Origin of the sequence: Hyphomonas sp. (assembly GCF_037969335.1) — a bacterium.
GTDB lineage: Bacteria > Pseudomonadota > Alphaproteobacteria > Caulobacterales > Hyphomonadaceae > Hyphomonas.
Map to the genome: position 1 here is coordinate 1 of NZ_JBBKXE010000059.1, position 19065 is coordinate 19065.

General features: G+C 62.8%; 20 protein-coding genes. 9 read left to right on the forward strand and 11 right to left on the reverse strand.

The genetic code is table 11. From position 1 onward, the window contains the following. On the forward strand, positions 1-707 hold a 707-nt coding region (locus tag AADA04_RS04820; protein WP_340692108.1), incomplete at its 5' end, for an acyl-CoA dehydrogenase family protein. A 22-nt stretch (positions 708-729) separates the two neighbouring features. On the opposite strand, the gene AADA04_RS04825 is transcribed toward AADA04_RS04820, so the two are convergent. Both AADA04_RS04825 and hisI read right to left on the reverse strand, forming a co-directional pair. After that, positions 730-1614 (reverse strand): N-acyl homoserine lactonase family protein, encoded by an 885-nt coding sequence (locus tag AADA04_RS04825; RefSeq protein WP_340692109.1) that lies wholly within the window; start codon positions 1612-1614, stop codon positions 730-732. A gap of 34 nt (positions 1615-1648) precedes the next feature. After that, positions 1649-2050 (reverse strand): phosphoribosyl-AMP cyclohydrolase, encoded by a 402-nt coding sequence (gene hisI / locus AADA04_RS04830; protein WP_340692110.1) that lies wholly within the window; start codon positions 2048-2050, stop codon positions 1649-1651. A gap of 92 nt (positions 2051-2142) precedes the next feature. On the opposite strand from hisI, the gene AADA04_RS04835 reads away from it, so the two are divergent. The 3 genes from AADA04_RS04835 (at position 2143) to AADA04_RS04845 (ending at position 4521) form a co-directional block, all read left to right on the forward strand. Next, positions 2143-2697, forward strand: coding sequence for a YetF domain-containing protein (locus AADA04_RS04835; RefSeq protein ID WP_340692111.1), 555 nt, complete (start codon positions 2143-2145; stop codon positions 2695-2697). A gap of 63 nt (positions 2698-2760) precedes the next feature. After that, positions 2761-3591 carry an enoyl-CoA hydratase gene (locus tag AADA04_RS04840; RefSeq protein ID WP_340692112.1) on the forward strand — a complete coding sequence of 277 codons (831 nt, stop codon included), beginning with the start codon at positions 2761-2763 and terminating at the stop codon, positions 3589-3591. A gap of 18 nt (positions 3592-3609) precedes the next feature. Next, a complete protein-coding gene (locus AADA04_RS04845) occupies positions 3610-4521 on the forward strand; it encodes a hydroxymethylglutaryl-CoA lyase (protein ID WP_340692113.1) in 912 nt (303 codons plus the stop codon). Here AADA04_RS04845 and AADA04_RS04850 read toward each other — a convergent pair. Next, positions 4518-5276: a YebC/PmpR family DNA-binding transcriptional regulator gene (locus tag AADA04_RS04850; protein WP_340692114.1), complete on the reverse strand. Its 759-nt coding sequence runs from the start codon at positions 5274-5276 to the stop codon at positions 4518-4520. The two genes, AADA04_RS04845 and AADA04_RS04850, sit on opposite strands and share 4 nt — an antisense overlap. A gap of 138 nt (positions 5277-5414) precedes the next feature. On the opposite strand from AADA04_RS04850, the gene AADA04_RS04855 reads away from it, so the two are divergent. After that, on the forward strand, positions 5415-7394 hold the full coding sequence (locus tag AADA04_RS04855; protein ID WP_340692115.1) for an alkyl sulfatase dimerization domain-containing protein: 1980 nt from the start codon (positions 5415-5417) through the stop codon (positions 7392-7394). Positions 7395-7443: 49 nt separating this feature from the next. Beyond that, positions 7444-7869: a DoxX family protein gene (locus tag AADA04_RS04860; RefSeq protein WP_340692116.1), complete on the forward strand. Its 426-nt coding sequence runs from the start codon at positions 7444-7446 to the stop codon at positions 7867-7869. A gap of 11 nt (positions 7870-7880) precedes the next feature. Here AADA04_RS04860 and AADA04_RS04865 read toward each other — a convergent pair whose 3' ends face one another. Beyond that, the gene (locus AADA04_RS04865) at positions 7881-8702 is read right to left on the reverse strand and encodes a TIGR00282 family metallophosphoesterase (RefSeq protein ID WP_340692117.1); all 822 of its coding nucleotides are present in this window, start codon (positions 8700-8702) and stop codon (positions 7881-7883) included. A gap of 89 nt (positions 8703-8791) precedes the next feature. Further along, positions 8792-10447 (reverse strand): hypothetical protein, encoded by a 1656-nt coding sequence (locus tag AADA04_RS04870; RefSeq protein ID WP_340692118.1) that lies wholly within the window; start codon positions 10445-10447, stop codon positions 8792-8794. Positions 10448-10512: 65 nt separating this feature from the next. On the opposite strand from AADA04_RS04870, the gene AADA04_RS04875 reads away from it, so the two are divergent. Continuing rightward, entirely contained in the window at positions 10513-11232 is a 720-nt protein-coding gene (locus AADA04_RS04875) for a SprT family zinc-dependent metalloprotease (protein ID WP_340692119.1), read from the forward strand. 172 nt (positions 11233-11404) lie between these two features. On the opposite strand, the gene AADA04_RS04880 is transcribed toward AADA04_RS04875, so the two are convergent. The 5 genes from AADA04_RS04880 to motA form a co-directional block, all read right to left on the reverse strand. Beyond that, a complete protein-coding gene (locus tag AADA04_RS04880; protein WP_340692120.1) occupies positions 11405-13321 on the reverse strand; it encodes a sodium:proton antiporter in 1917 nt (638 codons plus the stop codon). Between the two features lie 42 nt (positions 13322-13363). Further along, positions 13364-13888 carry a hypothetical protein gene (locus AADA04_RS04885; RefSeq protein ID WP_340692121.1) on the reverse strand — a complete coding sequence of 175 codons (525 nt, stop codon included), beginning with the start codon at positions 13886-13888 and terminating at the stop codon, positions 13364-13366. Positions 13889-13932: 44 nt separating this feature from the next. Continuing rightward, a complete protein-coding gene (locus AADA04_RS04890; protein WP_340692122.1) occupies positions 13933-14943 on the reverse strand; it encodes an endonuclease/exonuclease/phosphatase family protein in 1011 nt (336 codons plus the stop codon). Positions 14944-15001: 58 nt separating this feature from the next. Then, positions 15002-15421 carry a hypothetical protein gene (locus AADA04_RS04895; protein ID WP_340692123.1) on the reverse strand — a complete coding sequence of 140 codons (420 nt, stop codon included), beginning with the start codon at positions 15419-15421 and terminating at the stop codon, positions 15002-15004. A gap of 78 nt (positions 15422-15499) precedes the next feature. Next, positions 15500-16396 (reverse strand): flagellar motor stator protein MotA, encoded by an 897-nt coding sequence (gene motA, locus AADA04_RS04900; RefSeq protein ID WP_340692124.1) that lies wholly within the window; start codon positions 16394-16396, stop codon positions 15500-15502. Between the two features lie 162 nt (positions 16397-16558). Between motA and AADA04_RS04905 the strand changes: the two genes are divergently transcribed. After that, positions 16559-17038 carry a hypothetical protein gene (locus AADA04_RS04905; protein WP_340692125.1) on the forward strand — a complete coding sequence of 160 codons (480 nt, stop codon included), beginning with the start codon at positions 16559-16561 and terminating at the stop codon, positions 17036-17038. 45 nt (positions 17039-17083) lie between these two features. Continuing rightward, positions 17084-18355: an MFS transporter gene (locus tag AADA04_RS04910; protein ID WP_340692126.1), complete on the forward strand. Its 1272-nt coding sequence runs from the start codon at positions 17084-17086 to the stop codon at positions 18353-18355. Here the strand turns inward: AADA04_RS04910 and AADA04_RS04915 are convergent. Further along, on the reverse strand, positions 18356-19065 hold a 710-nt coding region (locus tag AADA04_RS04915), incomplete at its 5' end, for a lytic murein transglycosylase (RefSeq protein ID WP_340692127.1).

The window sequence follows — 19065 nt, forward strand, 5'->3', positions numbered from 1 at the left end:
CCCACCCGGTCCGCGCCGACGTAATGACCGTTCTCGCGCGCACCGATCCGGCCACGTACAATTTCTCCGGCCTGTCCATGTTCCTGGCCGAGAAGCCGCGCGGCGATGATGCCAACCCCTTCCCGGCTGACGGCATGACCGGCGGCGAGATCGAAGTCATCGGCGATCGCGGCATGAAGGAATACGAGATCGGCTTTGACGATTTCCGCGTGAAATCGGAAAACCTGCTTGGCGGCGTCGAGGGTCAGGGCTTCAAGCAGCTGATGGCGACGTTCGAAAGCGCGCGCATCCAGACGGCCGCACGCGGCATTGGCGTGGCACAGAACGCGTTCGAGATCGGCCTGCAATACGCGCTCGACCGCAACCAGTTCGGCCACCCGATCTTCAGCTTCCCGCGCGTCTCGAACAAGCTGGTCATGATGGCTGCCGAACTCATCGGCGTGCGCCAGCTGACCTATTTCTCGGCTCGCCAGAAGGATGCCGACAAACGCTGCGACCTTGAAGCCGGCATGGCGAAACTGCTCGCAGCCCGCGTTGCCTGGGCCGCTGCCGACAATGCGCTGCAGATCCATGGTGGCAACGGCTTCGCCGTCGAATACCCGATCAGTCGCCTGCTGGCCGATGCCCGCATCCTCAACATCTTCGAGGGCGCCGGCGAAGTGCAGGCCATGGTGATTGCCCGCAGGCTGCTCGAAGGCGGGAACTGATCCCCGCCTTCAATACGTGAGACTAACGGATCACGCTGCCCAAAGGCTCAATATCGGCCGGTTCGTGCTGGATGATCACCTTCGCGCCAAGGCGTTCGGCGCGCGCTTCGAACGCGTCCATTGAGGCCAGCGTGTCCGGTTCGCTGGAATTGAAGCGGGGCACGCGCTTCAATTCGCGGCTTTCGGTACGGTGATAGAGGTCGCCCGTCAGCAGGACAGGGCCACTTGCCGGCATCATCAGCTGCAATGAGGAATGGCCCGGCGTATGGCCGGGTGTCTGGAAGATCACGACCGAGCCATCGCCGAACACGTCATATTCGTCGCCGATGACCTGTTGTTGCATCGGGCTGAACATGGCGAAGGCTGGCGCGAGGCTCGGGTCATAAGGAGCCGAGCCGTCCGGCGGGAACATCGCGTCCTTTTCCTTCTGGTTGATCAGCAAGGTCGAAGCCTGAACCTGGTCGATCTGGCCAATATGGTCGAAATGGCTGTGCGAGATCGCGACATAGTCGATGTCCGACGGCACGATGTCATACGCGGCCAGCTGGTCCGTGATCGACGTGTCCATCGAGACTGTGAACACGCCTTGCGTGTTCTCGCCATTGCCGACCAGCATGCCCGGCAGGCCAAGGTCCCAAAGCAGCATGCCTTTTGGATGATGGACCAGGAAACATGTGTCGGTGAACGTGTCCGATTGACCGGCATAATCGCCCGCCGACGAAAAGATATCGAGATCGGAAATCTTGATCGTACCGCAATCGAGCACGGCGACATGCAGCGGCTTTTCCGCCGCAGCCGTTTCTGCCTCGGCAGGCGCGGCTTCAGGCGCCGGGGCCTCGGTCTTTGGCGTACAGGCAGACAGCAGCGCCGCCGTGGATGCCGCGATAAACAGATGTGTCAGGCGCATTGTATTCCCCTCGGGTTTCATCGTTGAGGCGAGCCTAGTCGGATTTCGCGCCCAGAGAAAGCGTCTGCCCGTCGGGGCCAACCACGCGGTAGAAACAGCTGTCCCGCCCCGTATGGCAGGCCCCGCCTGTCTGGCGCACGCGCAACAGGACAGCATCCTGGTCGCAATCGACCCGCACCTCGACCACTGCCTGCGTGTGGCCGGAGGTTTCGCCCTTCACCCACAAGGCCCCACGCGAGCGGGACCAATAGGTCGCCCGGCCCGTGGCAAGTGTCGCCGCGAGCGCCTCGGCATTCATCCAGGCCAGCATCAGTACGTCGCCGCTCGTCGCGTCCTGCGCAATGGCCGCGATCAATCCGTCAGCGTTGAATTTCGGGCGCAGCTCAAGCGTTTCGTCCTGGGCAGCGCCCGCGAGAGGCGGAGAATAATCGGTCATGAAATCCTCCATAGTTCACGTCAGCCCACGGCGCCAGCGGAACCGCCACGGCCATTGCGCGCTAGGAATGGCACACAGAGGGGATTTCAATCATGGACTGGATCACATCAAGCCCGCAGCCGCTTTTGATGGTCATCATCACGGCGATGGCCATGTATTTCGCGCTAATCGTCATGACGCGCCTGGCCGGCGTGCGCAGCTTTTCCAAGATGAGCGGGTTCGATTTCGCGGTCACCGTCTCGATCGGCTCCGTTCTGGCTTCGGTGATCCTGACCCCGGACCCACCGCTGGCTCAGGGCGTCATGGCCCTCGCCGTCCTGTTTGTGCTGCAAATGAGCGTCGCCACCCTGCGTGTCCATTCCGACCTGTTTGAAGGTAGCACCAATAACAAGCCCCGCCTCATCATGGCGAATGGCGAGATGCTGCGCGACCAGATGGCCAAGGCCCGGATCACAGAAAATGACCTGCTCCGAAAGCTGCGGGAAGCCAATGTGCTGGACTTCAGCCAGGTTGATGCGGCGGTTGCGGAGACCACGGGCGATATTTCCGTGCTGCACCGGGAGCGCGGCGACACCCCGCTCTCGGAAAACCTGCTGGAGGGCGTGATTGACGCGCACCGCTACCAGCCCCGTCCCGTCCAGGCTTGATCTTCGCTGCCCTTTCCCGTGAAACCCGTCTAGACTGGCAAAAAATCACGGAGGAGACGCAGCATGGCTGCCTATACGCAAATTCTGGAGACGCAGCAGGACGGCGTCCTGACACTCACGCTGAACCGGCCCGAGCGCCTCAACGCCTGGACCCCGGTCATGCAGACGGAGCTGGAAACAGCGATACGGGCCGCAGGTGACAATCCGGACGTGCGCTGCATCATCATAACCGGCGCAGGCCGCGGCTTCTGCGCCGGGGCCGACATGAACCACCTCCAGAACATCCAGGATGATACGGGCGGCGCGGCCAAGACGGCCACATCAGCCGTTAAGCGCCCGACGCCCACCGGTCTCGAAAAAACCTATGATGGCCGGTTCGGCTATCTCTATGCCTGCCCCAAACCGATCATCGCGGCGATCAACGGCCCATGCGCCGGCATCGGCCTCGTCTTTTCCCTGTTCGCCGACCTGCGCTTCGCGACCGACGACGCGAAATTCACGACGGCGTTTTCCCAGCGCGGCCTGATCGCCGAGCACGGCATCGGCTGGCTGTTGCCACGCCTCATCGGAGAAGCCAACGCGCTCGATCTCCTGTTCACGGGCCGCAAGTTCACGGGCGCCGAAGCCGCCGACCTCGGCCTGGTCAACAAGTCGCTGCCCGCTGGCGAGCTGATGCCCCACGTGCAGGAACTGGCGACCTTCCTCTCGACACAGGTGTCGCCGCGCTCGCTTGCGGTCATGAAGCGGCAGGTCCGGGCGTCCTATTTCCAGTCCTATGCCGAGAGCCTTGCCGAAGCGGATGTTGAAATGGCGGCCAGCTTCACGACATTCGACTTCAAGGAAGGCGTGGCGAGTTTCGTTGAACGCCGCGCCCCGGCCTTCCAGGGCAAATAGCCAGGAAAGACAGAGTCCATGACACGCCGCATTGATATCGTAGAGGTCGGCCCGCGCGACGGGCTGCAGAACGACCCGGCCAACCTGACGGTCGAGCAGAAGCTGGAATTCATTTCCCGGCTTGAGGATGCCGGTGTGCGCCGAATGGAGTCGGGCAGCTTCGTCAATCCGAAAGCGGTGCCGAAAATGGCCGATTCCGCCGCCGTGTTCGCAGGCCTCGACCGGTCCCGTCCAACCCGGCACATCGCTCTGGCCCTCAACGAAAAAGGCGTACGCCGGGCCATCGACGCCGGCGCCGACGAGATCAATTTCGTGCTCGTCGCTGGCGAAGCCTTCGGCAAGCGCAATCAGGGCATGTCCCCGCAGGACAGCGCCGACATGCTGGCCCAGTGCGCACCGCTGATCCTCGAAGCGGGCATTCCGCTGTCGGCCACGATCTCGGTCGCGTTTGGCGACCCTTTTGATGGCGATGTCGACATTGCGGTCGTCGGCAATCTCGCGGCACAGGCCCAGCGGGCAGGCGTCAACGAACTCGCCCTCGGCGATACGATCGGTGTGGCGACGCCCTGGGACGTGCGCGCGCGGATCGAGCGCGTCCGCATGGAAGCGCCGGACGTGTTCCTGCGTATGCACTTCCACGACACGCGCGGGGCGGCGCTCGCCAATGTGGCGGCCGCCATTGATGCGGGCGTGGATGTGATTGACGCCAGCTGCGGCGGTATCGGCGGCTGCCCGTTCGCGCCAGCCGCGACGGGCAATGTGGCCACTGAAGACGTCGTCTACATGCTGGAGCGTGTGGGTTTCGACACCGGGCTCGATCTCGGCAAGCTGATCGAGACGGCCCATTGGCTGGAGACAGTCCTCCAGCACCCGGTGTCGTCGTCGCTCAGCCGTGCGGGCGCGTTTCCGCCAACGAAAGTGTCCGCCTAGGCGCCGCCGAGGCGGGCTGCTTCTTCATCCGACAGTTCGGAATTGTCATAGACGTTCTGCACATCGTCGAGCTCGTCGAGCACGTCGAGCAGCTTCATCAGCGTATCGGCAGAATCGCCTTCAACCGGAATCGTGTTCTGCGGCTTCCAGATCAGCTTGGTTGATTTCGCTTCCACGTCAGCGCCGAAATGTTCGGCCAGTGCGTCGGCGACGGTCTGGAGTTCTTCGCGCTCGGTATAGATGAAGTGGGATTCCGCGTCGGATTCCACGTCCATCGCGCCTGCCAGGATGGCCGCTTCCATCACTTCGTCTTCAGTGCCGACGCTGGCCGGATATTCGATCTCGCCGACCTGGTCGAAACCGAAGGAAACCGAGCCGGTTTCGCCGAGATTGCCGCCATTCTTGGAGAATGCCGTGCGCACATCGGTTGCCGTGCGGTTCTTGTTGTCGGTTGAGGCCTCGACGATGATGCCCACGCCGCCCGGCCCGAAGCCCTCGTAGCGCATGTCGACATAGTCTTCGCCGCCGCCGCCCACGCCCTTGTCGATGGCGCGCTGGATATTGTCCTTCGGAACCGACTGGCCCTTGGCGTTCTGGATGGCGAGGCGCAGGCGCGGGTTTCCGTCCGGGTCAGGCCCGCCCATCTTGGACGCGATCGTGATCTCTTTCGACAGACGCGCAAAGCGAACAGCGCGCTTCTTGTCCTGCGCACCTTTGCGGTGCTGGATATTTGCCCATTTACTATGGCCGGCCATGAAAACCTCTTTGGGGTCGGGAACGTGAAGCGTGGCCTTTAGCGCAGGATGGCCTGACTTCCAAGCGTCGCGGCGTCAGCCCTTGCAGAGGTCCGGCAAATCTTCGAAGTTACAAAAAACTCCTGGGAGGAGATCAAGATGCGCCAACGCATGCTCTGGCTGTGCGCCATTGTCCTGTCCGCCTGCTCCGGTGAGGCGCCAGCGCCTGACGTGCCCGCGCCGCCACCGGCAGGCGTCGCCACGGATGCAACCCGGGCCGCCAACACCGCGCTCGCTGCGCGGCTGCCACTGGACGAGCAGAGCGATGTTGAAGATGCCAGCCGGGGCCGCATCGCCTTTATCGACGCACCGGCCATCCTCAATGCCGAGGGCGGTATCGTCTGGTCGATCCCGCAATTCGATTTCCTGAGAGGCGACGCGCCCGACACGGTGAACCCTTCGCTCTGGCGCCAGTCGCGGCTTGCCGCAGAACATGGCCTGTTCGAGGTCGGCCCCGGTATCTGGCAGGTGCGCGGCTATGATCTCTCCGTGATGAGCGTGATCGAGGGCAAGACCGGCTGGATCATCGTCGACCCGCTGACCAGCGTCGAAACCGCCGCCGCGTCCCTGAAACTCGTTAATGACACGCTCGGCGAACGCCCGGTTACCGGCCTGCTCTATACGCACAGCCATGCCGACCATTTCGGCGGCGCCCGCGGCGTGCTGACCGAGGATGATGCCAAGGCCCGCAACGTGCCCATCCTCGCCCCCATCGGCTTCCTCGAGCATGCCGTCAGCGAAAACCTGATCGCCGGCAACCAGATGAGCCGCCGCTCGACCTTCATGTTCGGAAATACGATTCCCCGCAGCCCGACCGCCCATGTCGGTTCCGGCCTTGGCCCCGGCCTCCCGCAGGGCACGATCAGCCTGATCGCGCCGACCGAAGAGATTGCCGGTCGCGGCACGCAGCGCGTGGTGGACGGCGTGACCTTCGAATTCATCGACGCGGCAGGCACCGAAGCGCCCGCCGAATTCATGTTCTACCTGCCCGAACGCCGCGCCCTGTGCACGGCAGAAGTCGTCACCGCCACGTTCCATAACCTGCTGACCCCGCGCGGCGCGAAAGTCCGTGACGCCCTCGGCTGGACCCGCGCCATCGACTATGTGCTGGAGACCTATGGCGACAAGTCCGACTTCGTCTTCGCCTCGCACCACTGGCCGACCTGGGGCGAGGACAATGTCACCAGCCTGCTGACGCACCAGCGCGACATCTACCGCTATGTCCACGACCAGACACTGCGCAACGCCAATGCCGGCGCCACCATGACCGAGGCCGCCGAAGCGGTCAGCGAGCCCGCATTCGAAAGCGAGGCAGAAGCGTTCAACACGCGCGGCTATTACGGCACGCTCAATCACAATGCCAAAGCCGTCTACCAATACTATTTCGGCTGGTGGGGGGGTGTGCCCGCGGAGTACAACAAGCTGCCGCATGTCGTGACCGCAGCGCGCTATGTCGAGGCGATGGGCGGGGCTGACGCCACGCTGGCCCTCGGCGCGAAAGCCTTCGACGCGGGCGATTTCCGCTGGGCCGCCGAAGTCTTCAACCATGTTGTCTTCGCCGACCCGGAAAACGAGACGGCCCGCAACTGGCTGGCTGCCGCCTATGAACAGCTCGGCTTCCAGGCCGAGAGCGGCGCCTGGCGCAGCTATTACCTCGCTGGCGCCAACGAGCTGCGCAACGGCATCCCCAGCCTCGGCAATCCGCAACTCGGCAATGCCGAATTCCTGCGCGCCGTCGATACGCTCGACCTGATGGATTCCCTCGCCGCGCGCTTCAATCCTGAAAAGATGACGGGTGATCCGTTTGCGGTGAACCTCGTCTTCCCCGACCGGGATGAGGCGGTGACGCTCCAGATCGGCAAATCAGTCATGGTGCCGCGCAAGGGCGCCAGCGAGAATGCCGCCGCGACCCTGACAATCGATCGCGCCGTGTTCGACCTGGTCCTGCTTGGCCAGACGACCCTGCCGGAGCAACTCAAATCGGGCGCTGCCGCCATCGACGGCAGCCCACTGGTGCTCGGCGCCCTGTTCGGCACGCTCGACCGGCCCGACTTCTGGTTCCCGGTCGTGACGCCCTGACGCCGATCAGGACGTGCTAAGAGTCTCAGACAAGGATGGGTGACACCTGATGGACGAAACGAAAGCCAAATGGGAGATCGTGACCGGGCGGGTGCTGCTCGGCCTGTATTTCCTCGTGCCGGGGATCATGAAATTCCTCGCGCCTGACATGCATGTCGCGCTGATGGAGCATCACGGTGTCGGCTTTGCCCCGCCGCTCATGTGGTTCGCCGCAGTGGTCAACGTTGCAGGCGGACTGGCCCTGATCAGCGGGCGGCATGTACGGTTCGTGGCATTCGGCTTCGTGATCTACATTGTTCTGGTGAATGCGCTACTGCATGATTTCTGGAATTTCGACGGCATCGAAGGTGGCCACGAAATGCAGAACTTCATCAAAAATCTCGGCATCCTGGCTGGCCTGCTCGTGCTGGCCGGTGCGAGCAAGCGCCGCGCTATCTCGCTGGCGAACTGGTGGAAGTCCGACCGCGCGGTGTAAATTTCCGGCGCCTAGTCCGGCACCTGCTCGCTCAATCGTCCACCCATCCGGATCGGCTCGATGCGCACGGCCAGGCCGGTTGCGTCATCCGTCTCGACATAGGTGCCGCACAGCGTGCCGTCGCCCAGCGCAGGCTGGTAGCGCTCGCCGGGCAGCTGGGTGATGAACCGGTTCAGCGAGTTCTGCTTCTGCATGCCGATGACGCTGTCATAGTCGCCGCACATGCCGGCATCGGTCTGGTAGGCCGTGCCGTTCTCGAGGATCATCGTGTCGGCCGTCGGCACATGCGTATGCGTGCCGACGACGAGGCTCGCCCGTCCGTCGCAATGATGGCCCATGGCCATTTTCTCGCTGGTCGCCTCGCAATGCATGTCGACGATCAGCGCATCCGCCACCGCGCCGAGCGGCATGGAATCGAGCGCTTCATCAACGGCGGAAAACGGATTGGTCAGCGACTGGCGCATGAAGACATTGCCCTGCACCTGCACCACACCGACGCGGCGTCCGTCGGGCAACGCAAACAGGTGCGCGCCCTTGCCCGGCGCATTGGCGGCGGGCGGATAGTTGACCGGCCTCAACAGGCGCGGTTCGCGCTGGATATAGGTCATCGCCTCGCGCTGGTCCCAGGCATGGTCGCCAAGTGTCAGGCAATCGGCGCCGGCCGCAAAGAACTCGTTGGCAATGGCTTCGGTCAGGCCAAACCCGCCAGCGGAATTCTCGGCATTGACCACGACAAAATCGAGCCGCAGCCGTGCTTTCAGCCCGGGCAAATACTCGAGGACAGCAGCCCTGCCGGGCTTGCCGACGACATCTCCAAAGAATGCGATTTTCATGGTCGCAAGCCTATGCCCTGTCCGGCGGACAAATAAATGCGCGCGCCACCAGCTGGGGGCGCGCGCCATTCATTTATCCAAGGATGAACCTATTCGTTCGTCGCGCTGAAACCGAGGGCCGTCTTGGTCAGGGCCGACGGATCTTCCATTTCGGCGAAATCAGCCACACGCAGCGGCGTCAACGGCGCCACTGAGAAGGTCAGCGTCTTCGGATCGGTCACGAAGCTGGACAGCGCGGCAGATGCCTCGCTTGCCAGTTCAGGGTCGATACCGGCACCCGCCGCCATCATCGGCAACATCGCCATCATGCCCGCTGTCTGGCTGCGTATCTGCTGCGGGTCTTCGCCCGACTGAGCGGCATAAGCATTGAAGGCCCGGTTGAGGAAGCCGTCATCGTCAAATGACAGCTGGAAATTATGGATCCGCAACTTGTCGAGGGTTTCCTGCATGAGGGCCCCCGGATCGGACGGACCATCTTCTGCCATGGCCTTGGCCTGGGCGGCGGCAACGGCACTGGCGCCTTCATACTTGCCTGAAAAATCCAGCCGGAAACCGTCATCCAGCTTCCAGAAATTCTTGCCCTTGGCGATCGTGACCATGTCCTTGTCAGGATCGTAGGTCTGCTCGCCCTGACCGCTGAGTTCGAGCTTCTCATAGCCGAGGAGCGCAAGCTGCGAGCCGAATTTCTCGCCGAGTTCACCTTCGCCGGTGCCAAGCGTCATCTTGAACGGATCGGTCGCGACTTTCACGGCCCGGCCTTTCTTGTCACGCGTCACCTTGGAGCTGAGCTTCGGCATGTCGAAACTGGCACCCGACACGGCGAGCTTGAGGTCGTCGATCAACACGGATTCATAACCCGGATTGGCCGGATCATTCTGGAGCATCTCGAACAGGCCGGACTGCATGCCCTTGGCCGCCTTGCCATCTGCCATGTCGTTGAACATGCCGAGATTCGCGCCCCGGATGTCGACGCCGCCAAGACGGGCCGTCAGGTCGGTATCATCCGTGGGATCGGTCATGTCGAGACTGAAGCCCTTCATGGCCATCCGCTCGAGTTTCTCATCCTTCAGGCCAAGCATTTCGACCGACGAGACAAGGAATGCGCCCTTCTGGCCCTCTTCCTCGTCAATCTGGAAATTGACGTCATTCATCGACCAGAGATCGAAAGACAGCGCCTTGCCCTCGGGCATGTCCATCGCTTCGCCCTTGCCGAACAGGCTGGCAATCCAGGCCGCTGTTTCGGGCGAAGGATTGACCAGTTCCATTGATTTGATCTTGCTTGATCCGTGCACTTCTTCGGGATTCTTCGGAACGAAGGTGATGTCTGAAAGCACAACGCGCGCGAAATTCGGCTTGCCATCGATCATGCCGAGGCCATCGAAAGCCATCGTGCCGGCCTTCAGGTCAGCGCCCTTGAGGTGAAGCTCGCCATCGTCATCATCAAGGCTGGCACCTTCCACACTGTCATCTTCCGACGACAGGAGGGTCACGTCCTTGAAGACAGCCTTGACGCCCTTGACGTCACTGCTCGCAAAGCTGACCCGGCCTGCACCAGACTGGGTCAAAGACATTGCACTCAGAACCTGGCCAGCAGTTGCTGGGTCTCCTTTACGAAGTTTGATCTTCTTCGTTTTGTCCTGAGAATATTCGATCCCGGCCTGGCCAGCGCCATCCTTGTCCTTGTTTTTGTCACCGCATGCCGTAAGCAAAGTGAGGGCGGCAACGCCTGTCAGCAGATATTTCATCTTTGGTCCCTTTATTGAATAACTGCGAGCAGGTGTCCCCGACGCGTCTCTTGAGAGTTTGATATATGGCATACAACAATGGCCAGACAATGACACTGAAGGCGCCGAATGGTTCGCGCGTTGTGGTACGATTTGAAGTAAATTCCAAGGCGAGACGGCTGATTTTGCGGCTGGACGAGCGTCGGCGCGAGGCTGTAGCGGTCGCTCCAAGCAACCGCCAGATCAAGGATGCTGCTGCATTTGCTGCAGAACGCGTCGAATGGATATCCACGCGCCTCCAGCATTTGCCCGAAATCGTTCGCTTTGAAGAAGCCGAAATCATCAGTTTTCGCGGCGAACCGTGCCAACTCACGGCAAATGGCGACACCCGCCTGCCCAAGATGTGGCCCGGCGACCCCCTGCTCCTGAGCGCACCCGGCGATCCGGAAACACTACCATCTCGCGTGACACGCTACCTGAAAAAGCAGGCAAAAGCGGATCTGACACGGTCAGTTAACCGCCACGCCGAGGCGCTCGGCGTTGAATACAAATCAATTTCTGTGAAAGACACCCGCTCACGCTGGGGATCGTGCACGTCAGACGGGCAACTCTCCTTTTCGTGGCGCCTGGTCATGGCGCCGCCAAAAGTGCTCGACTACGTCGCCGCACATGAATGCGCTCACATTCTCGAGATGAATCATTCGCCGAAATTCTGGGCACATGTCTCCCGATGTGTCCCGGACTGGAAGCGCCAACGCGCCTGGTTGCGTACTCACGGCGCCGGACTTCAATCGGCTGGGGAATAATCCGCCAGCTGAAGGTTAAGCCCGGCGGCGTATCCCGGCCAGAAGTCCCCATACTGAAAATAAATTTTGAGAGCGACCGCTCACGATTGTGGCGCATTTTTCAGTGCGTTTTGACTACTCAGGGCACGCCAACTTAGATGGTCCATGTTTTAGACTGAGTATGCGGGGGCTTTTATCCTGCCTGGGCGGAGGCCAGATCTTTCTCGGATTCCGTCGGCCTGGCCGGACCAAAGCTGATCAGGGTCACGCCCTCTCCGCCTTTTGGCTCCCGGTTCGGCCCGAGGAAGGTCACGGTGCCGTCCGACCGCACTTCGGCAATCAGGTCGGATTTCTGCCGGTCCTCGCGGAAATCCTCGAGATCGTATTCGTCGGTGAGCTTGGTCTTGCCGAACGTCCAGCCGCGATAATGATCCCGTATCAGGCTGTCATAGCCGCGCCCGCGCCGGATCAGCGTACGCCCGCGCGTACCCATTCCGATCGCCCGCGGGTCCTCGTCCTCGGTGTCCTGCGCGGACAGCTGGTAGACCTTGTGACGTCCGAGTTCGGGGGCGAAATGCCCCGACACAAGCGCATTATAGGGCTCGTTCGCCGAAAGGCCGATAACCTGGTCGAAGGCCGAATGGTCAAGGCGCACCTCGGCATCCTCTGACAGGACCTCCCCGAAGAACGTATTCAGGCCGGCTTCGCGCGCCGGGCGCAGGCGGCGCCAGTTATTATCAGCCAGGATCGGCTCGACACCGACGTCGCGCAGTGCCTTCGCAAGGTCGATGCTCCACGGGTTCACGCCCACCAGCAGCACGCCCGGCTTGTCCTTGCGAGCCAGGCCGAGCCGGCGCGCCAGCGGCCCGATCGTAAAGCCGTGCAGCACCACCGTGACGAATACCATGGCAAAGGCGAGCGGCGTGATCTGTTCGGCCCCCGAGAAATAGAACTTGCTGTCGCCGCGGCGCCCGAGATCTTCAAGCAGGGTCGCGAACAGGCTGGATACCGCCACAGCCACGATCCCGCGCGGCGCGATCCAGCCAAGCAGCAGCGCCTCATTGCGCTTCAGCGTGCCATAGGTGGATATCCAGACCGACAGCGGCCGCACGACCAGCATCATGACCGCGAGGAAGGCGAGTGTGCGCCAGGTCAGCGCGTCCTGGATGACAGCGGGTTTCAGGTTCGCCGTGAGGATCACGAACACGCCGGAGACCAGCAGGACCGCAATATCTTCCTTGAATTTCCGCAGCTCGGCGATTCCGGCGAGCCGTGAATTCGCGAGCGTCATGCCATAGGCGGTCACCGCAACGAGGCCGATTTCTTTCTCGATCTGCTCGGCCAGCGCATAGCAGAGGATGATCGAGGCAAAGATGATCGGCGCTTTCAGATATTCCGGTGTCCACCCGGCCCGGAAGGCCCGCACAATGGCCCAGCCGAACGCAATGCCGAGCGCCACGCCGAGTGCGGCGGCAAACACGATCATCGCGCCCTTGCCGAGAATCGACTCGCCGGTTGCCGCCACGCTGATGATCTCGAACGACGCCACCGCGAAAAGTGCGCCGATCGGGTCGTTGACGATGCCTTCCCATTTCAGGAACGCACCTGCCTTGCCACCCAGCTTCGACTGGCGCAGCAACGGCATGATCACGGTCGGCCCGGTAACCACCATTACGCCCGCAAACACAATGGAACTGGACCAGTCGAGCCCGGCCGCGTAACGCGCCGCCAACGTGCCAAGCCCCCAGGCCAGCGGCCCGCCAATGAACACCATGCGCCGCACGGCGGCGCCAGCATCGCGCAGGTTCTCGAATTTGAGGACAAGCCCGCCCTCGAACAGGATCACGGCCACCGCCAGCGACACGATCGGCCGCAACAGGTCATTGCCGCCGCCATTGAACACGGCTTCGGGATCCAGAAGAGGCTGTCCGAAGATCACGGCCCAAAGCGGGCCGGCTGCCAGGCCAGCCATCGCCATCAGCACGATTGCCGGCGCCTGCAGGCGCCAGGCAAGCCATTGCGCGCCGATTCCCAGCGCGCCGATCAGCGCACAGGCGAAGATCAGCTCGCTGGATCCGGCACCCGCGAGAGCAAAGTCCATATGGTTCATGCGTGCCCTATCAGCTCAACCGCCAGATAATCCCCACCTGCCTTAAGCAGGGTGACCCTTGATGTCATCCGCAAAGTCAAAGCCGATCCCCCGGGTTCCGTAGTCGCCCACCTTGTAACGTTCGATATTCTCCGCAAACCAATTGATCACATGTGAATAGACATGCTCGTAAAAGGGCTCGGGGTCCTTGTCCCTGAGCGGCAGGTGGAATTCATACTCGGCGCCGTCCTCGATCTGGACGATGAAGACCTCGCCAACCTTCCGGCATTCCATGCTCACCCGCAGCCAGTCGGCCTGTTGCGACACGCGAACGGCGAGGCCGAACGCGATCGGCACCAGCGGCCGGAATCCCCGTGGTGGCAGCGAAAACGCTCCGTCACCATGCGGCTTGGGCTCGAATGAGCCTGTCGGCGGCACGAGATGGACGCAAATGCCGTCAGACGCGCCGATATAGTCGCACAGGCCCGCCCGCACTTCTTCGGCGAGCGAACGGATACGGTTGTAATTCTCGGCGGCGAGCGCCTGGTATATTTCAACCGTGGCGATCAGTTCATCGAAACGCGACAATGGGCATGGCCTCCAGCCTGGGCAGGTCAGATATGTACGAAAGACTAGGCTGATAAGGCCCGGCCTTCAAACTTTAAGGTCGCCGCCATCGGGCAATGATCGGATGCCTTGGGCACCTTCCAGCCAATTCCGGGGAACCTGAGCCCGGTATACCGGGCGGCATGATAGGGCGAACCGGCCCGGATTATACGCGTTTCCGGCGCCGGATTCTGCGCGGCAAGACGCGGCGACAGGAACATATGGTCGAGCGCGCCATAGACGTCATCCTCCGGATAGTGGTGCGTCCAGCGGTCAAACGGATCAGGAATCGCGCGTAAGGCGAGGTCGACGGCAAACCCGTCGTCCAGCAGCGGGCCGAGACCCGAATGTCCCACGGCCACGCCATCGACCTGGCGATAATCGTTGAAGTCACCGAGAATGACCCAATCCTCGTCCGCCGGATGCTCGAACCGGTTCCGGATCACCTGGCGCACGGCTTCTGCCTCGGCCTCGCGCACGCCTCGGGTCCTGACCCGACCGCCATGCATCGACTTGAAATGGCAGACGAACAGGGTCAGCGCGCGCCCGTCCTTGGCCACGTCCACTTCCAGGCAGTCACGGCGGAAGGCATAATCGTTCACGCCGTGGCCCTCTGGCGGGACAACCCCGAGCGAACCGAATGTCGATCGCGCATGACTGCGCTGGAAGACCACCGGCAGGCGCGACAGCAGGGCCACATCGATCCCGCGTGTATCATTGCCTTCGTGCAGCACGCGTTCACCGAACGCACTGCCGGCCCACCGGGCAATGTAGCGGGTGTCGAACGCCGTCAGCGTGACCAGGTTTTCGACTTCCTGCAGGGCGCAGACATCCGCCTCGGTCGCCACCAGCGCCTGCGCGGTCAGGGTCCGGTCGTCCTCGGACAGCACATTGAAAACGGAATCCACCTGTTCGGCGACCTGCACATTGTCGACATCGGTCAGGCGCTGGCGCGCATTGGCGATACCAGCCCTGCGAAAGTCGCAGCGCATCATCAGGTTTTCGCAATTGAAGGTCGAAAGGCGTATGTCAGGCATGGTGCGGACACTCGCCCGCGCCTGCCCGCCGCGTCAATGCAAGCTGTGCGGGGCCGGCTTAGGCCGCCGTCTCGGCTTTGGCCGCCTTGCGGTCGTCAGCCAGACGGTACCAATAGAGCTGCAGGCCGCAATAGGCGAGCACGATACCAAGATTGGTCGAGGCCAGCGTGCCATAGTCCTGACCCCGTGCAGGCTCGAGGATCAGTTCGACAAAGGTCGCAAAGCCCAGCGTGATCACCGCCGCCGTACCCGACCGGCGCAGGCCGATGGTCAGCGCGACCCAGATTGTCAGTGAGGCGAAGGCCACCATGCGGAAGACATGGTCTTCAATGCCGATTACGCCGCCCGAATTATAGGCTGTCGCTTTCAGGGCGACAAATATCGCAATCAGGCCGGTCAGGCCTGTGGCGACCATTTTCAGGTTACCTGAAACCCAGTATTTGCGCTGGGGGAGCATTTCTACAGCTGTATTTGGCATTGCTATCACCTCGTCCATGCGGATCAGGCGACTGTCTCAGAACCGAATTTCGCGACCGTTAAACAATCGCTGCGAATTTCAGGCCGCTGTTCGTGACTTGGCAACGAATCGCGAGGCGCTCAGTGCCCGTTCCAGGGTCGACGGGTCCGGCTGGAGGGCGGGCGGGATGGTCGTGCGGCCCATTTCCAGCGCAATTCCCGGCTGCAGCCCCTCGGCATAGGCGCCCAGGACTGACCGGATGACGTCCAGGAAGCGCGCATCTTCCTCGACAATCTGTCCGAACCGGGCGGCCACAGGCCCGACAAGCCCGTAAGCGAGAAACACGCCAAGGAATGTGCCCAGCAGCGCCGACCCGATCATCGCGCCCAGGATTTCTGGTGACTGGTTGATCGATCCCATGGTCCGGATAATGCCGAGGACAGCCGCCACGATGCCCAGCGCCGGCAGGGCGTCCGCCAGCGTGTGCAGGGCGCCGACCGCCTTCATGCGCTGGTCGAGATAGACGGCAATCGACTGGTCCATCCGGGCCTCTGCCCGGGCCGGGTCGGACAGGTCCAGCGCCATCAGCCGGAAGGCATCGCAGACCATGCCACTCGCCGCATCATCATCAAGTATCCGGGGCGCCGCCTGGAAGGCTGCCGAAGTCTCGGGATCCTCGATATCGGATTCGATCGCCACGAAGCCGCCCTGGCGCGCCTTGCGCATCAGCGTGCCGAGCAGCACCAGCAGGTCCTGGTAGTCGTCGCGCCCCCATTTGGCACCACGGAACGCCTTGGCAAATCCGCCCAGCGCCTCGCGCGACACGCTGAGGGAATTGCCGATCAGCACCGTGCCGATAGCCGCGCCGCCAATCAGCGCCAGCTCGAAGGGCAGCGCATGCATGGCCGCACGTCCTCCGGTCAGCACAAGGCCGCCGAAAACAAGGACAATGACGAGAACGAGGCCGACAAGTTGCGCCAAACCGATACCTTTCAAGGCGATGACAGCCTGCACTCTGCGCAGAAGGGTCTTAACCCTGCGTTTCTTTCGGCCCGTCCGGCCTGCGCCTGTACCGGGCGGTTGATCGGTCCCGGCGGTGCACGTATCAATAGGCCGAAGCGTCATCGGGGGGTGGCGCACAGGAGGCCGTTCCAGCCCATGCGCATTTTCCTCGCCGCCCTTGCCTTTGCCACCGCCGCCGCGCCGTGTGTCGCGCAGCAATACGCCGCCAATGACGGCTACCGCGTCTGCGCCGCCGAGCAGACCGAACAGGGACGCGCCGTCGTCAGGACAGCCTGCGGCGATGTTCAGCGCCTCGATATGCCAGCGGCGCTCACATCGCTGGCCGACCTTGAATCCGCGCGGGCGGCGCGTGAATCCTTCACCCGGGAGATCGACACTTACGCAACCTGCGTCTCCGATTTCATCGGATCCTATCGCCGGCCCGGTGGCGATGCCGCCAGCCTTGCGCCAGACCAGGCCGCCTGCGCCCATTCATGGGCCGAGGAACAGGCGACCGAAGCGGTGCGCGCCTTTGGCCGCGCCTGCATCGATTTTTCCAACCGTTCCATGATGGATTCCCGCCTCTCGCCCTGGTCCGGCGAATGCTATCCCCCCGTCTCCGGAGACAAGGGATAAGTCTCCTGCTGGACATTTTAACCCCTCCAGTCGATTAGTCTGGACATGACCCAGACAGTCGATCCCCTTCAAGATGTGCCGCGGCCCGAACGCCGCGGCGCTTTCTTTTTACTGTTCTTTTCCCTCATGGCCATCGGCGCCGGCAACACGATGCTGATCGCCGCCGTGCTGCCACCGATGACCCGCGAACTGAACCTGCCCGACTGGATGGCCGGGTCGATTTTCGCGCTGTCGGCTTTCTGGTGGTCGGTCACGTCGCCCTTCTGGGGCAGGAAATCGAACCGCTGGGGCCGGCGTCCGGTCGCCGCCATGGGGCTTGCCGGTTACGGCCTGTCGATGACGCTCCTCCTGGTCTTCGGCTGGCTCAGCCTCAACCATATCATCACAGGCACGGCGCTGGTCTTCATCTGCCTCGCCGCGTCGCGCTCCATGTTCGGCCTGCTGGGCTCGGGCGCGAACCCGGCGGCGCAAGCCTATGTCGCTGACAGGACCAGCCCGGCAGAACGCCAGTCCCAGATCGCCTTCATCACGTCCGGCTTCAGCGTCGGCACCGTGATCGGCCCCGCAATCGCTGCGGCGCTTGTCGCAACCGCTGGCCTGCTCAGCCCGCTGGCCGTCACCGCCGTGATCGCCTTCACCATGTCGGCCCTGATCTGGTTCCGCCTCCCGGAACAGCGCGCCCCGGTCACCGATGCCACACAATATGATGATGAAACCGGCGGCCACGGCCTCTGGCGCTCAGGCACGGTCCTGCCCTTTCTCGTCTTCGCTGTCTGCCTGTCGCTGACCACCGGCATACTGACCCAGGTATTCGTCTTCACCGTGATGGACCGGATGGGCGTGTCAGGCCGCGAGGCCGCGCAATTCACCGGCCCGGCTTTCACCGTCGGCGCGCTCGCCGTGCTGCTCGCCCAACTCGTCCTGATCCCGCGCCTCAACCTGCGCAACAAGACGCTGATGATGGTCGGCTGCGTACCGCTTTTCCTCGGCGCGATCATTCTCGTGTTCGCGCGCGACTATGCCAGCCTCATCCTCGCGCAGTTCTGCATCGGCCTCGGTCAGGGCCTCGCCCGGCCCGGCTTCTCCAGCGGCGCGTCGCTGGCGGTCTCGCCACAGCTTCAGGGCAATGTCGCCGGACTGGTCATCTCGGCCAATGGCATGGGCTTCATCATCACGCCCTTCTTCGGCCTGTTCCTGTACGAATATGTGAACCCGCACCTGCCCTTCGTCATCTGCGCGGGCCTGCTGGTCTTCATGATCCTGTTCGCCCGGTTCGGCCTCAAGGATGGTGTCGGCGAATATGCCGAGGCCGACTGATCAGCTCGGGCCGTCGGTCGACGTCGACACGCCCACGCCGCTGCTGCCGCCATCCGTCACCAGTGCCAGCATCTCCTTGGTCGGATAGCCGTCGGCCACCAGTCCGCGCGATTTCTGGAAACCCATCAGTGCCAGTTTCGTCTGGCGGCCGGGAATCCCGTCCACCGGTCCGGCACTGAACCCGCGGCTGTTGAGGCCGGCCTGCAGCGCCTTGATATCCGCCACCGACAAGGACCTCAGATGGGTCGGCCAGGGCGTGACCGGTCCGCCTTTTCCGATGACGGCATTGCCCGCCATGCCGACCGCAAAGGCATATGAGTCGGCATTGTTGTAGGCTTTGAACACTTTGAAATTGTTGAACAGCAGGTATTTCGGTCCCTCGGCGCCCGCTGGCAGCCAGAGTTGCGCGAAGTCCGCCCCGCCGGTCTCGAAGGGTCCGCCGGTTATCGGCCCCAGTCCGGCCGCCCGCCACGTATCCATGCGCCGCTCATTGCCATCGGCCAGGCTGAAGTCGAACCCCGCTGGCACGGCCACTTCGATTCCCCAGGGCTGGCCCATCGCATAGCCGGATTTCTTCAGGTAATTGGCCGCCGAAGCGAGCGCATCGCCTTCATTCTTCCAGACGTCCTTGTGCCCGTCGCCGTCGAAATCTTCGGCATAGGCCAGATAGCTGGATGGCATGAACTGGGTCTGCCCCATCGCCCCGGCCC